The organism is Proteus sp. G3927 (assembly GCF_963894685.1).
In the GTDB taxonomy this organism is placed as follows: Bacteria; Pseudomonadota; Gammaproteobacteria; order Enterobacterales; family Enterobacteriaceae; genus Proteus; species Proteus mirabilis.
In genome coordinates this window covers 165,806-180,783 of the sequence record NZ_CAWQGX010000024.1, presented here as the reverse complement: position 1 = coordinate 180,783, position 14,978 = coordinate 165,806, and the positions used below count along the sequence as shown (strand labels likewise).

The following is a 14,978-nucleotide window of genomic DNA, read 5'->3' as shown; positions in this document are numbered from 1 at the left end:
AGTTCTCTGCCTTTCTCTTTATATTTTACTCACAACCGACAAAAATATCCGTTGCAGTATAGATAAGTAAATAAAATCAACTTATCAGTAATTGAATGACTGAAAACAACGATCTACCTGGTGTAATAAAAAAAGTAAGTAACCAAAACGGAAACTTAGATAATAAATAAATTAGGCGTTGTTACAGGTTACAACATGTTTCAATTTGTAACTTGGGATGCATTATATCCAATAGAATTTTTTGCGCAAGTTTTTTTACACTTAAACCAAATAGCAATAAAAACATTATTAATCATGTGGTTATAGTTATATTTACCATAAGAACAAAAATATTTATCAAATAAAAAGTGAAAAAATATGAATAGTTAACGAATATTGATACTATTGGAACTTTAATAATAGTATCTACTTATTATTAATTGATTCAGCACATAATCACTTAAGTAATTTAATTAATACTGCTATACAAAATTTAATCTAAAGACGATTAATAACATTTAACACTAAAGCTAAATTTTATTTTAGCGCAACTATTAATATACTAGAAAAATAAATAGTACAAAAAGATAACCATATTTATATCTTTGGTGAATAAAAAAAGCACTCTATTAATCATTGCAATATGACTGATAGAGTGCTGATATTTTTAAGTATAATATGAGTAAAAAATTAGTTACCCGATGATACGGTTTCCATCCCCACTAGCCCTACTTTGAGGTATCCCGCCTTCCTTAATGAGTCCATTGCCCCCATTAAAGTTTCATAATCGACCGTTTTATCGGCTTGGAAAAAGATAGTCGTTTCTTTATTCGACTGCGTCATAGAATCCAAGACACTGGCCATCGTCTCATGAGTTACCATCTCTTCACCGATAAAAATCTGTTTATCTGATTTAATCGTCAAATAAACAGGTTTTTCTGGCCGAGGTTGAGGCTTGGCACTCGAAGCAGGTAAATTGACTTTAATATCAACCGTCGCTAAGGGGGCTGCTACCATGAAGATAATCAGCAATACTAACATCACATCAATAAAAGGTGTGACGTTAATATCATGCAATTCATTATCTTCACCTGAATCATTACCAAGATTCATTGCCATAATTCATTACCTTGATTTGCTGTTTTCAATATCTAAGTCACGACTGACTAAGGTCACTACACCTGTTGCAATATCGCCAATTTCACCACGATAACCGGAAATCATACGTGCAAAAATATTGTAAATAATGACCGCAGGGATAGCTGCAATCAAGCCGATGGCGGTTGCTAATAATGCTTCTGCGATACCGGGGGCAACCACCGCTAAGTTGGTAGTTTGAGAATGCGCAATACCAATAAAGCTATTCATGATCCCCCAAACCGTACCAAACAAACCGATAAAAGGAGAAATTGCCCCAATGGTCGCTAAATAACCATTACCACGTCCTAATTCACGAATAATAGCGGCGACACGACGCTCCATGCGCATCTCAACACGCTCTTTAATACCAGATGCAACGTGACTATCTTGAGAGTAAGTACGCTCTAATTCAGCATCATTAAAAAAGTCGGCTGTCGCACTTTTATTGCCAAATTTTTGGCTAATCGCTAATGCCTCTTTGAGGGATTTCGCTTCTACTAATTGCGCACTTTCATTTCTTAAACGACGACGTAATGCTAATAAGTAGCTACCTTTAGCAAAGAACAGCGCCCAAGTGACAATAGAGGCGAGTAACAAACCGATCATGACACTTTTTACCACGAGATCTGCATTGCGATACATTCCCATAACAGAGAGATCTTCAGCAAATCCCCCTCCAGTGACGATTTCAGGTGTCGCACCTTGCGTGGCATTTTCTGGCTCTAGAGCTGTCTGTGCAGCATCTCCTGTACTCGTCGATGTATTCTCTTCTGCCACTGGTGTTTCAGAAGTTGCCGTTTTGGCTGCTTCCCCCGTTGGCGTTGCCGTATTTTCTGCTGTTGGTGCAATCGTTGTAGTCGCCGTTCCCTGTGTAGAAGCGGTTGAAGAAGTGGCCGTAGTCGCAGGTTGCTCAGTTTGCTTAGCCGGTGTCGTATCCGCAAAAGCAGAGCCTGTCAGACCGATTGCCAATATAATAGAAGCTGTCAAATTACGCATCAGTTGGCCTTTTACTCTCTTTCTTATCTAATTATCTATTCAGTAATGAAGTTTCTATTTCACTACTTACCCAAAATCGTTTATTTACAATCATCCTGTTGCCATCAGGAAAAAGAGAAACGCTCAGATGATATCAAACATGAAGCATTTTGATAGTAATTATCATTACTATTTAGCCATTTTTTTTTCATTTGTCGATTTTTAAGACAATTTTTCGTTATTTCATATAACGTGAAATTTTATCAACTGTCGCGATCCTCTTTTGTACTTCAGTAAAAAATGCATTAACTTGGGGTAAACACATCATTACATAACAAGTAGGTATAAAGGATGACGCAAAAAAAACCAGAAACCTCACTGCTATTAAGTGGTCGATCAAAAAAATATTCACAAGGCGCAGTAAACCCTATTATACAGCGAACTTCATCGGTTATTTTTGATACGGTTGCCCAAAAACGTGAAGCCACCCAAAAACGAGCTGAAGGCGCTCTATTTTATGGGCGAAGAGGTACTACCACGCATTTTGCACTACAAGAGGCACTAACCGAACTAGAACAAGGGACTGGTTGCGCATTATTTCCATCAGGTGCGGCGGCTATTACTCAATCTATTCTTGCGTTTATTGAACAAGGTTGTCATATCCTTGTGACTGGTTCCGCTTACGATCCCACGCAAAATTTTTGTGATCAGATATTAAGTAAATTTTCTGTCACCACAACCTATTTTGATCCCTTAATCGGCACTGAAATTAGTCAATTATTACGCCCTGAAACAAAAATTGTTTTTCTAGAATCACCCGGCTCTATTACGATGGAAGTGCAAGATTTACAAGGTATTATCACTGCGGTAAGACACTATAACCCAAATATTATTATAATGATTGATAATACGTGGGCAGCAGGTTTATTACTTAAACCTCTTACTTTAGGTGCTGATATTTCTATCCAATCAGCGACCAAATATATTATTGGTCACTCAGATGGTATGTTAGGTTTTGCTGTTGCTAATCAACGTTGTTGGCCACAATTACGTGAAAACACGTATTTATTAGGCCAGTGCGCAGATCCGGATACAGCTTATATGGCAGCTCGTGGTTTAAGAACCTTAGCAGTTAGAATGAAACAACATGAGCAAAGTGGATTAGAAATTGCGCGTTGGTTAAAACAGCACCCGCTAGTGGATAATGTCTACCATCCAGCACTCTCTTCTTGTCCGGGGCACACCTATTTTCAACGTGATTTTACTGGAAGTAATGGGTTGTTCTCTTTTAGTCTAAAAAAGATCCTCACCACTGAGGAATTTTCACGTTTTCTTGATAACTTATCCCTGTTTAAAATGGCCTTTTCATGGGGTGGATTTGAATCTCTTATTTTAGGCTATCATCCCAATGATATTAAAGCGATGCGACAATATGACACTCAGCCCACTCTCGCAGGAACCTTATTTAGAGTACATATCGGCTTAGAAAATATTGATGATTTAATTGAAGATCTAGAGCAAGCATTTTTACGTATTTCTAACTAATTCATCTATTTTTTTATTAAAAAAAAGCTATCCCTGTGGTTTCACAGGGATTAAATCAAACGATCATCTTCTTTTTACGTTAGAATAGCTCTCATATAGTTTTTTTGTGATGCGAGTTCGCCGAATGGGTACATTAAAAGAGATAATTCACGCGCTACTGCAACATGATTATATGGTGCTAGCTGATCCAAATATTTTGTGGATTATTTATATTGTTCTTTTTGTTATTATTATGCTGGAAAATGGGGTTCTACCTGCCGCATTTCTACCCGGCGATACATTATTAATTCTCTGTGGTGCATTAATTGCCAAAGATGTTTTACATTTCTTGCCAACCATTATTGTGTTAGGTACTGCCGCGAGTATTGGTAGCTGGCTTGGATTTCTGCAAGGCCGCTGGCTAAGTGATACTAAAGTGGTCAAACGTTGGATGGCTCAATTACCCGAACAATATCACCATAAAGCCAATGATCTTTTCCATCGTCGAGGCCTGTACGCACTATTAATTGGCCGTTTTATCGGTTTTGTACGTACATTACTACCAACTTTGGCCGGTTTATCTGAATTACAACAACGTCGCTTCCAACTATTTAACTGGATTAGTGGCTTCTTATGGGTCGGTCTTATTGTCTCATTAGGTTATATACTGAACCTGATCCCTTTTATTCAAAAACATGAAACATTGGTGATGAATATTCTTATGACATTACCAGTATTACTATTAACTGCCGGTTTAATTGGCTCTATTGTGATGTATATTCGTCATCGTAAAAGTAGCAATAACAGCGCCAAATAAGCCATTTCGAGTAACACCAAAAACGCCATTATTTAAAGTGAAAATAATGGCGTTTTTTATGTATTATTCGATGCTGTGACACACGTTCAGTTGTTCATTTTCTTATCTCCTATCCTATTAAGATATTTATAAAACAGATTTATTATTGTAATGGTAATATTTCAACTAATTGATTTATTATATTTTAATGGCTTTCGAAGCAAGAAATGTTGGAATATAACTATCAATTAAAAAACGAGCCTGAGGAGCAAAATCTTCAACAAAATCTTGTAATAAAAAACCTGCTCTTAATTGCCCACCAATCAAATCTGTCAACGAATGACCAAATACAAGTCCGTCTCCCTTTGCAATTTTTTCTTGCAAAATATCTGAAGGTAATGAATTTTGATCACTATAAGGCAAACGATAAGTCGGTCTCATTAATCCTTGTGCACGCAATGCCTGATTTCTGTCATCAACAAAAACTACAGGGTTATAAAAACTCGCCATAAGAACCCCGTTTTTTCTCAATACACGATAACATTCTTGCCAAACAGGATTAACATCAGGTACATAAAGATTTGAAATTGGATGAAAAACAATATCAAAACTTTCATCAGAAAATACCGATAAATCAGCCATATCCCCTTGTTGAGTAGTTAAAGCTAGCTGATGTTTTTGTGCCAATTGACTATCTTTACTCAGTTGCCCTTCAGATAAATCAAAAACGGTCACAATGCCACCAGCAGCAGCTAAAATAGGTGCTTGTTGCCCACCAGCTGAAGCTAAGCAGAGTATGTTTTTACCTTTAATATCTGCTAACCACTCCTTTTTAACGGGATTCGGCGTTAAATGTACTTTCCAGTTTCCTTTTTTTGCCTCGATAATTTCTTTATCGTCCACGGGTTTAGACCATTGATTTTGCATTGCGGCTTGTTTATCCCAATGAGCTTGGTTTAATGTTAAATAATGACTTTTCATACTACCCCTTATAAATTAACTACAATTAATAACTATAGTTATGAAAAAAAGGGTTTAACACTCGCATTCATAACCCCGCTGTTATAGTCATGTCATATTATCCTGTCTATATACAGTGAAATAATTTTTCCTAATGATTTGTCATGCTACAGCATATCAAGAACATAAAATTAAGGTGGAAACAACCATGCAAAATTTCACTTATTACTCCCCCACTCGAATCCATTTTGGTCAAGGACAAATTGCAAAATTACGTTCTGAAATTGGGAAAAATGAAAGAATTTTATTAACTTATGGCGGCGGAAGTATTAAGCGCAATGGGATACTTGATCAAGTGCATGCGGCCTTACCAGGGTATCAAATTCATGAGTTTGGCGGTATTGAACCCAATCCTTCGTATGAAACGCTAATGAAAGCTGTTGCTTACGCTCGTTATCACGGTATTACTCATTTACTGGCTGTAGGAGGAGGCTCTGTTGTTGATGGAACCAAATTTATTGCGGCCGCAATACCTTATCAAGGAGAGCCTTGGGAGATTGTCACTAGCCGAGGTCAGGAAATTGAAAAAGCACTGCCATTAAGCTGTGTACTAACCCTTCCAGCAACTGGCTCTGAAACCAATTGTTTTTCCGTGATCAGTAAAAAACAAACGATGGATAAACAAAGTTTTGCTAGCCCACATGTTTATCCTCATTGCGCTATTTTAGATCCAACTGCAACGTTTTCTTTACCACCAAGACAAACCGCTAATGGCGTTGTTGACGCATTTATTCATATTTTAGAGCAATATCTCACTTATCCGGTAAATGCGCTTGTACAAGATGAGTATGCAGAAGGCCTATTAAGGATCTTAATCGAAGAAGGACCGAAAGCCCTCACCTCACCACAAGACTACGATATCCGTGCTAATATAATGTGGACAGCATCCCAAGCACTTAATGGTATTCTTGGTGTTGGAGTACCGCAAGATTGGGCAACCCATGCATTAGGCCATGAAATTACTGCATTACACGGGCTTGATCACGCACAAACCCTCGCGATTGTCTTACCCGCGCTATTAAACGAAAAACGTCAGGAGAAATACGCTAAGTTGATCCAATATGCACAAAAAGTGTGGGGGATCCATCAAGGCTCTGATGCATTTAAAATCGATAGCGCCATCAATGAGACTCGTAAATTCTTTGAACGCATGGGACTTAAAACACGGCTGTCTGACTTTAATATCAGTGAAGCGGATATTCCTGCCTTAGTGCAAAAACTGCAACAACATGGACAAACCGCACTCGGTGAACATCAGGATATCACCTTGGAAGTCAGCCAGCGTATCTATATGGCAGCACTCTAAGTACTTAAAGGCAACTGGAGGTATATAATGAGTAATCCTAAATTGATCCAACTATCTGATGGCAACACTATTCCACAACTTGGACTTGGGGTTTGGCAAGCAGATAATGATCAAGTTATTAAAGCGGTACATCATGCTTTCGACACAGGTTATCGTCTGATTGATACCGCCGCTATTTATCATAACGAAGAAGGTGTTGGTAAGGCATTAAAGCAAAGCACTATTCCTCGAGACGAATTATTTATTACCACCAAATTATGGAACAACGATCAATCCCATGCTCGTGGTGCATTACTTGAAAGCCTTGAGCGATTACAACTTGATTATGTTGATCTCTATTTAATGCATTGGCCAGTGCCATCTCGCGAGCTATACCTTGACGCTTGGAAGCAGATGATTGTGTTACAAAAAGAGGGACTGGTTAAAAGTATTGGGGTATGTAATTTTAAAGAAGAGCACCTTGAGCGCATTATTACAGAAACGGGCGTTTCCCCTGTCATTAATCAGATTGAAATTCACCCATTGATGCAACAAGCTTCATTAAGAGCTTGGAATACCACCCATAATATTGTGACAGAATCATGGAGTCCTTTAGCACAAGGTGGTGAAGGCGTGTTTGATCAACCAATTATTCAGAAACTGGCAGAAAAATACCAAAAAACACCGGCACAAATTGTGTTACGTTGGCATTTAGATAGTGGCTTGGTTGTTATTCCTAAATCAGTTACCCCTTCTCGTATTGAAGAAAACTTCCATATCTTTGATTTCAAATTAGAAAAAGAAGAAGTTGCTGAAATAAAACAACTAGATAAAGGAAAGCGGTTGGGGCCTGATCCTGATACTTTTGTTGATATCTAGTATTTCACGCTCTATAAGTAAGCCAATAGTACTCTTGCTATTGGCTTTTTATTAACTATACCAATGATATATATTTTATATCATTACACTTTAAAATAAGACAAAGTAAATTTATTGTTTTTTAATATATGATTAGCGCATGTCTAACTAAGTCAAATTAAATCTTTATTTACATTTAAAATTTTCATCTGCTATTTTTTATATATTGTTAAGTTAGTTACTTAAAGTTCAGTTTCTGATATCTAAAAAAACTATAAATACGAAAATCTCATCATTATTTGTTACGATGAGTTTAAAAATGACGACGTTAAATAATGTACCTTCCCCACGCCCCAGTTCTATTACGAGAAAAGTCGCTTGGCTTAATATTTTTATACAATTAGCATTTCCTATTGTGACAACCATGCCTACGCAGACTTTTGCCAATGAGAATAATTTTAAAAAACATAATATTAGCGATATAAATCAACAAAATACTTATCAAGTCAAAGCGGGTGATACCCCAGAATCTATCGCAAAAAAATTTAATATAAAATTATTTAAATTGATTGAAGCTAATCCACAACATGTATCGTTAACGGGTGAGCTAAAAATAAATGATGGAACTATTCTTAATATTCCTAATGAATATTTATTAAAAAAAAAGTGGCTCAATAATCAAGATGAGGCAATCCCCTCAACAGAGGGCGAAGAGCTCGCTAAAATTATTGTTGATAATTCATTTTTACTCAATAAAGATATCGATGTAACACAATATGCAATTAGCCAAATCTCCAGTAAATCCAATCAGAAAATAGAACAATGGCTTAATCAATTTGGGCATGCGCGAGTTTCACTTTCAGCAGATAAAAATCTCACCTTAAAAAATAGCTCAGCGGAATTGTTAATTCCATTATATGAACAAAAAGAGAAGCTGATCTTTGCTCAAACTAACTATCATCGCAAAGATCTTCGTAGCCAATTTAATTATGGTATTGGTTATCGCTATTTTACTGAAAAATTTATGGTCGGCATTAATGGCTTTTATGATCATGATTTAACGCATCATCATAATCGTTTGGGAATTGGCGCCGAAATTTGGCGAGACTATTTCAAATTAAGTTCTAACCATTATCACCGTCTATCAAGTTGGCGAGCCTCTAATAATATCTTAGATTATAGTGAACGTCCTGCGAATGGTTGGGACATTCGAACAGAAGGCTATTTTCCAGCTTATCCACAATTAGGCACTAAATTAATCTTTGAACAATACTACGGTAAAGAAGTTGGTCTATTTGGCAAAGATAAACGGGACAAAAATCCACATACCTACACATTAGGGATTAATTATACTCCGATACCATTAGTCACATTAAATGCCGAGCGTCGTATTGGCTTACATGATCGTGCTGATAATAACTTGAATATCAACTTGTCCTACCGCATAGGAGAATCACTCGCTTCACAACTTAATCCTGATAATGTCAAAGCAATACGTACATTAGCAGGAAGTCGTTATGACTTTGTTAATCGTAATAACGATATGATTTTAGAATATAAAAAGGAAACTTTAGTTTTCCTTTCTATGGTTGATTCAATAAATGGTTATGCTAAAGAGGAGCGCGATTTACAAGTTCAAGTAAAAACAAAATATCCGTTAGCCAATATTGAATGGTCCGCAAGTAAGTTAAATGCCCAAGGCGGGCAAATAAAACATCATGGTGGAACTCACTACACCGTGATTTTGCCTCAATATCAAATTGGTGCAATTGAGAAAAATAGCTATATCATTAGTGCTGTTGCCATTGATACCCATGGCAATCGTTCAGCGCCTGTTCAAACAACGGTTATTGTAGATAAATCGTTAATCAATACGCGTAATAGCCTATTTTCACCTAAACAGAGCCAACTATTCGCTAACGGTGAAGCTACCCAAAGGTTAATATTATCCATCGTTGATAATGATAATTTACCCGTTGATATTGATAGTAAAGAAATTACTTTACAGCAACAGTCTGATACAGAAAAAGGCAATAGCCGTATTTCTACTTTCTCTCGTTTAGCTGCTGGGAAATATCAATTAACGGTTACAGCAGGAAGCATACCGGAAAAATTAACCCTAACCCCCGTATTCCGTGATAATACCTTCAACTCAGCAACCGTGACACTTATTGCCGATAATCAAACTGCCCATATTGCAAAAGGCAACTTAACGGTTACAAAAGATAACGCGCCAGCCGACGGTAAAAGTCAAAATAAAATCAAAGTACGAGTCACTGATAGCAACCACAATCCATTGGCTCATTATCCAGTCAACTTTACTGCCAGTAATGGTGCTAATGTCATTAGCTCAAGAAAAACGGATGAACAAGGTGAGATTATTGCTTCAGTGACTAATACTCAAGTAGGGAGTTCGCAGATTGGTGTACAAGTAAAAGGGATAACCTATTCGACTGAAGTCCATTTTAGTGTGGATAATGACAGCGCCTATATTCCACAACAAAACTTCACGATCACACCACCACTTTCTCTAGCCGATGGTAAAACAGAAAAAACCATTTCATTACAAGTCGTTGATAAGCAAAATAATCCTATACCCGCTACTCATGTGACATTATCGGCAGATAACCAAGCACAATTAAAACAAACCATATTAACCACAGACGAGCAAGGTAAGGCGACCACCACCATGATAAGTAAAGTCGCCGGTACGGTCACCGTGAGGGCCAAAATAAACGACAAGATGACTCACGCGACAACCCAATTTATCGCCAACCAAGCTAAGGGGGTTATTGTCTCCATAACCCCATCCTCTACAACTCATGTCGCAGATGGTCAAACCCCGGTCATCCTTACTGCATTAGTACAAGATCAGTTTGGTAAGCCGCTCCCTCATGCACAAATTAGCTGGGAAACTGAGCACGATAAAAGTATTGTTAACATTGAACATACCACAATGACTAATGAGCAAGGGATCACCACCAACAAGTTAACCTGTACACAAGCACTCAGTGTGCGGGTAACTGCGCGTATAAATAACAATGCCTTTACTGCTGAGCCAATTACTTTTATTGCTAATGGGCAACAAGCTTTGATTAGTGAATTATTGGTTAATAAAAATCAGATTGTTGCAGATAAGCAAGATCCCGCAGAACTTACTGCAATAGTAACAGATAAACTGGGTAATCAACTTCCTGATACTATTGTTAATTGGCAAGGGAGTGCTGGTACTCAATTTGCTCAGCAACAAACTAAGACCGATGCTCAAGGTATCGCCAAAAATACGCTAACAACATCACAATCAGGTATCACAACCATCACCGCGCGATTAAATAATGGTCAACATGCACAAACTAACTTAGTTGCCGTTGCAGATCTCAAAAGTGCCACTCTCACATTAACGACATTAAATAATAAGCAATCTGCCATAGCAGATAACCAAGATAGCATTACCGTAGTAGCAAACTTAACTGATGCTTATCATAACCCATTGAAAAATATCCCTGTCTATTGGCAATCAAGTATTAATCATATTGATGAAACTACTACTCAAACAGATGAAAAAGGCAGAACGCAAGTTGTCATTTCAGGAACCAAAGCACAGCCAACAACAATTACCGCCTATTTATCAAATAAAGAGAAAAAAAGCATTCAAGTAACCTTTGTTGCGGGGGCGCCAGTGCAACAAAATAGTTATTTGACGATTGAACCACAATCTATCATTGCCGATGGCAATGCCTTTGCTGTGGGTAAAATAGACCTGCGTGATAAATTTGATAATCCGGTAATAGGTCGTAGTAACGATATTGCGTTAATTGGGGATAACAGCACCATCCAATTCAGTAAAATCACAGAAACGGCTAACGGCAATTATCAAGCACATATTAGAGGTACAAAAGCGGGACTCAGTCAAATTACCGCCACTATTGATAGTATTACGGTAACGCAATCTTTAGGATTTTTAACAGATAATAAAACAGTCAAGATCCACTCCGTTAAGGTTATGGCACCTTATACCGTAACAGCGAATGGTAAAGACAAAGTCATTATTCAAGCACAAATCACCGATAAACATAACAATCCAGTATCAAAAGGCGTTACTGTCGGTTGGATAAGTGATCTCGGTAAGCTTGCAGCACCATTAAGCATGACCAATAAGCAAGGAATAGCTGAAATTACCCTCTCAAGTACTCAGGCAGGAAAAGCGAAAGTAACGGCAGTGCTCAATAACCAACAATCTGTCAATGCTGATCACATTGTCACCTTTACGGAAGGTGATATTTCGGCCTCTCTTTCTACTGTTGCCATATTCCCTGACACTATTGTCGCAGGGGCAAATAAAGCGACCGTAACAATAACCTTAAAGGATAAAGAAGGTAATTTATTGCCCAACTTAGCCAATAAAATCACCTTAACGCCACAGGCTAATTTACAAACAACGATTACGCCCTTTAAAGAGAAACAAAAAGGCATTTATCAAGCCCAAGTGAGCGCATTAAAAACCGGAAAAACCTCGTTATCGGCTCACGTTGCTCCATTAGCAATAAAACAATCCGTTTCTTTAACGGTGCTCCCTAATAACACAACAGCAAAGGTGAAAAACTTTACTATTAGCAATATGCAACCACATGCTGGGGAGTCCATTACTTATAAAGCCTATTTGGTTGATAACCACGATAATCCTGTCGGTATAGGTGTACCTGTCGCTTGGTCAACGAATGAAGGTAGTCAACTCGAAACACCATTAACTTTTACAGATGATAATGGTGTAGCAATAGTTGGATTATCTCGACGCTCTGTCGGTGTTGCCAAAGTCAGCGCAATATTAGAAACAGGTACTTATATAGCAGATGATGTTCACTTTTTAACGGGTCACATTGATGAAACGATGTCAGAACTGTCGTTGAACCCGAGTCAAATCATTGCTAATGGCAAAGATAAGGCATTATTGACATTTGTTATTAAAGATAAAAATGGAAATATCATCCCCAACCAACAAGTAAGCGGATTTTCTAAAAATCCAACCATCAAATTTAGTCAAGCACAACAAATATCACCGGGACGCTATGAGATTGAAATAACAGGAACTCAATCGGGCACAGCACAGATTGGTGTTATGGTAAATGGCACCCATTTCAAAAAACAAAAAATATTACAACTTAATGCCGATGTGACGACATGGAAAATACGCGCTGTTGAGGTTGATAGAACAACCATAACCGCAGGAGATAAAGGTGTTAACTACCAAGCAACTGTCGTTGATGCCAATAATAATGTATTACCTAATGTTATTGTGTCATGGAAATTACTCGGATCAGCAGATGATTATCATTACAGCACTTATACTAATGATAAGGGGATAGCAACGAATCGAGTGACTAGTCATGTCGCGGGACGCTTGAAGATGAGCGCTTATCTTGATTCTAATAATTATAAATCAACACAAGATATTACTGTAATACCGGCTGAAATAGATATTCATAAATCAACCTTTAATAGTCATCGTCGTTCTATAAATGCTGATAATAAAGATAGTACGTTATTAAGCGTAAAATTAATGGATAAATACGGTAATACCATTGATGGTAAGAATGTTGAGATTAAAACTATCAGTGGTAAGCCTAATTTTAGTGACAATCCATTAAAGTCAGTGGGCAATGGTGAATATCAAACAAATGTTACAGCAAATACGATGTCCGATATTATCTTAACCGCTCAAGCTGAAACAATAACTATCGCAGAGCCATTGACGATTAAAGTGGCTATCCCTAAATCTGAAATTACCTTTGAGAAACCTATCCAACAGGAAATCTACAAATCAACTGTGATTGATGCGTTAAGTTATAAAGGTGTACCACAAAATATGCAGGTAATATGGTCAAGCTCTGATCCTACTGTTGCTTCCATTGATACAACAAGTGGGCAAATCTCCATGAAAAAGGCTGGTACTACAATTATTACCTTACAAACCTTAGGTAATGAGCAATATCCATCAGCTAAAAATAGCTATCCTTTAGTGATAGAAAAAGCGCCACCCAAACTGAAAGTGATTTCTCCTCACACCATACAATCGATCTGGAATGATGGCATTACCCATCAAATAGCAGCGGAATTTGATAATCCAGAGGCTAAAAATATCCCCATTCATTTCTCTAGTAGCGATACCTTGGTAGCCACCATTGATAGTAAAGGTAACTTAACCGCCATTAAACCAGGAAAAACAAAAATAGTAATACAAAGTGATGCTACAGATAAATTCCTAGCGGATAGCCAAACTGTAGACTATCAGCAAGAAAAAGCCGCACTAAGTTATTATTTTAAAAAGAATTATATTGTATTAACACCTGATTCTGCTGCAGATAAATTATTGATGGCTCAAAGCCCTACGCCAGATGTCCCCGTTGAAGCGAATGCAACTTGGTATAGTAGTCAACCTAACATAGTTGAAATCACCCCAGATGGGATTATCAAAAACCTTAATATTGGGCAAACAACATTAACACTTGAGGTGAAAAATAATAATTATTTTCAAGATCATGAGCAAAGCTATAACGTCATTATACAAGCATCGCCTCGCATCAAAATTAACTCATTTGAGTTTCTATCTGCGGGAGAGAGCAAATCAAATACACATTTGGATGATTTAACTTGGCAACCTTTATACACTTCAGACGATCAGTTTATTGTTAAATGGTCTTCATCAGACACACCTAAAGCGATTAACTTCGAGTTATTTGATGAAAACGGCACTTCTATCGCCTTAGAAGAAAGACAAAACTATGCACCTAAATATAATATACATGACCCAGTAAAAATTCAGGTACCGAAACAATATCTAACCAGTCCAAAACAATTAACACTAGAAGTCACAACCTTTGATAGTAATAATCAGCCTTATGTCGATCCTAAAAAGTATAAAATTAATATTGACTATTTTCCTGCCAATAACGCATATAAAATAATCTCTCTTGATTATAATTCTAAATTTATCTATACAGATACAGGTACCCTTGCTTCATCTTGTCAAAATGGTTGGTCAACCACTACAACACATCTTATTTTAACGCCAAGATTAGTATTTAAAGGTGAGCCGAAAAAGTTACTTTATCCCATTTATATTACTACGGAATTATATGATGTAACATTAAATCCATCGGATAAACTCATCGGACATATTAATGAGAAATTAACTTATCCAGATAAGATTATATTTAGCGAGCATTCTAAAAAAATAGCTGAAATATCGCCGACATCAGCACACTACGCATTAGACGAAGAATGTAGAATTAATGATTCTGGTCATGGTACGTTAAAAGCAAATATAACCATAGGTAACAGATCCAGTTATCTTAAAAAAGAATTTCATTGGGATGGCCAAATAGGGGGATATTTTTAAAGACC

8 protein-coding genes are annotated in these 14,978 nt (G+C 37.2%); 5 read left to right on the top strand and 3 right to left on the bottom strand.

Annotation, left to right across the window (positions count from 1 at the left end; all coding sequences use genetic code 11):
• Positions 1-669 precede the first annotated feature (669 nt).
• Positions 670-1,098: a TonB system transport protein ExbD gene (exbD, locus tag AACV00_RS08210; protein ID WP_004245188.1), complete on the bottom strand. Its 429-nt coding sequence runs from the start codon at positions 1,096-1,098 to the stop codon at positions 670-672.
• Positions 1,099-1,104: 6 nt separating this feature from the next.
• A complete protein-coding gene (exbB, locus tag AACV00_RS08205; protein WP_004248988.1) occupies positions 1,105-2,115 on the bottom strand; it encodes a tonB-system energizer ExbB in 1,011 nt (336 codons plus the stop codon).
• Positions 2,116-2,445: 330 nt separating this feature from the next.
• On the opposite strand from exbB, the gene metC reads away from it, so the two are divergent.
• Both metC and AACV00_RS08195 read left to right on the top strand, forming a co-directional pair.
• On the top strand, positions 2,446-3,639 hold the full coding sequence (gene metC, locus AACV00_RS08200) for a cystathionine beta-lyase (protein WP_004245190.1): 1,194 nt from the start codon (positions 2,446-2,448) through the stop codon (positions 3,637-3,639).
• A gap of 124 nt (positions 3,640-3,763) precedes the next feature.
• Complete coding sequence (locus AACV00_RS08195) at positions 3,764-4,435, top strand: DedA family protein (RefSeq protein WP_004248983.1); 672 nt, start codon at positions 3,764-3,766, stop codon at positions 4,433-4,435.
• 177 nt (positions 4,436-4,612) lie between these two features.
• Here the strand turns inward: AACV00_RS08195 and AACV00_RS08190 are convergent, their stop codons facing one another.
• Entirely contained in the window at positions 4,613-5,395 is a 783-nt protein-coding gene (locus tag AACV00_RS08190) for a class I SAM-dependent methyltransferase (protein WP_004245193.1), read from the bottom strand.
• 187 nt (positions 5,396-5,582) lie between these two features.
• On the opposite strand from AACV00_RS08190, the gene AACV00_RS08185 reads away from it, so the two are divergent.
• The 3 genes from AACV00_RS08185 (at position 5,583) to AACV00_RS08175 (ending at position 14,973) form a co-directional block, all read left to right on the top strand.
• Positions 5,583-6,740, top strand: a complete 1,158-nt coding sequence (locus tag AACV00_RS08185) for an iron-containing alcohol dehydrogenase (protein ID WP_049221620.1) — start codon at positions 5,583-5,585, stop codon at positions 6,738-6,740.
• A 27-nt stretch (positions 6,741-6,767) separates the two neighbouring features.
• Positions 6,768-7,598, top strand: coding sequence for a 2,5-didehydrogluconate reductase DkgA (dkgA, locus tag AACV00_RS08180; RefSeq protein WP_004245195.1), 831 nt, complete (start codon positions 6,768-6,770; stop codon positions 7,596-7,598).
• 298 nt (positions 7,599-7,896) lie between these two features.
• Positions 7,897-14,973, top strand: coding sequence for an Ig-like domain-containing protein (locus AACV00_RS08175; protein ID WP_161679938.1), 7,077 nt, complete (start codon positions 7,897-7,899; stop codon positions 14,971-14,973).
• The last annotated feature ends 5 nt before the right edge of the window (positions 14,974-14,978 follow it).

Coding starts and splice junctions, on each gene's coding strand:
- AACV00_RS08195 (WP_004248983.1), top strand. CDS start 3,764: ATGGGTACATTAAAAGAGATAATTCACGCGCTACTGCAACATGATTAT.
- AACV00_RS08190 (WP_004245193.1), bottom strand. CDS start 5,395: ATGAAAAGTCATTATTTAACATTAAACCAAGCTCATTGGGATAAACAA.
- AACV00_RS08175 (WP_161679938.1), top strand. CDS start 7,897: ATGACGACGTTAAATAATGTACCTTCCCCACGCCCCAGTTCTATTACG.
- exbD (WP_004245188.1), bottom strand. CDS start 1,098: ATGGCAATGAATCTTGGTAATGATTCAGGTGAAGATAATGAATTGCAT.
- metC (WP_004245190.1), top strand. CDS start 2,446: ATGACGCAAAAAAAACCAGAAACCTCACTGCTATTAAGTGGTCGATCA.
- AACV00_RS08185 (WP_049221620.1), top strand. CDS start 5,583: ATGCAAAATTTCACTTATTACTCCCCCACTCGAATCCATTTTGGTCAA.
- exbB (WP_004248988.1), bottom strand. CDS start 2,115: ATGCGTAATTTGACAGCTTCTATTATATTGGCAATCGGTCTGACAGGC.
- dkgA (WP_004245195.1), top strand. CDS start 6,768: ATGAGTAATCCTAAATTGATCCAACTATCTGATGGCAACACTATTCCA.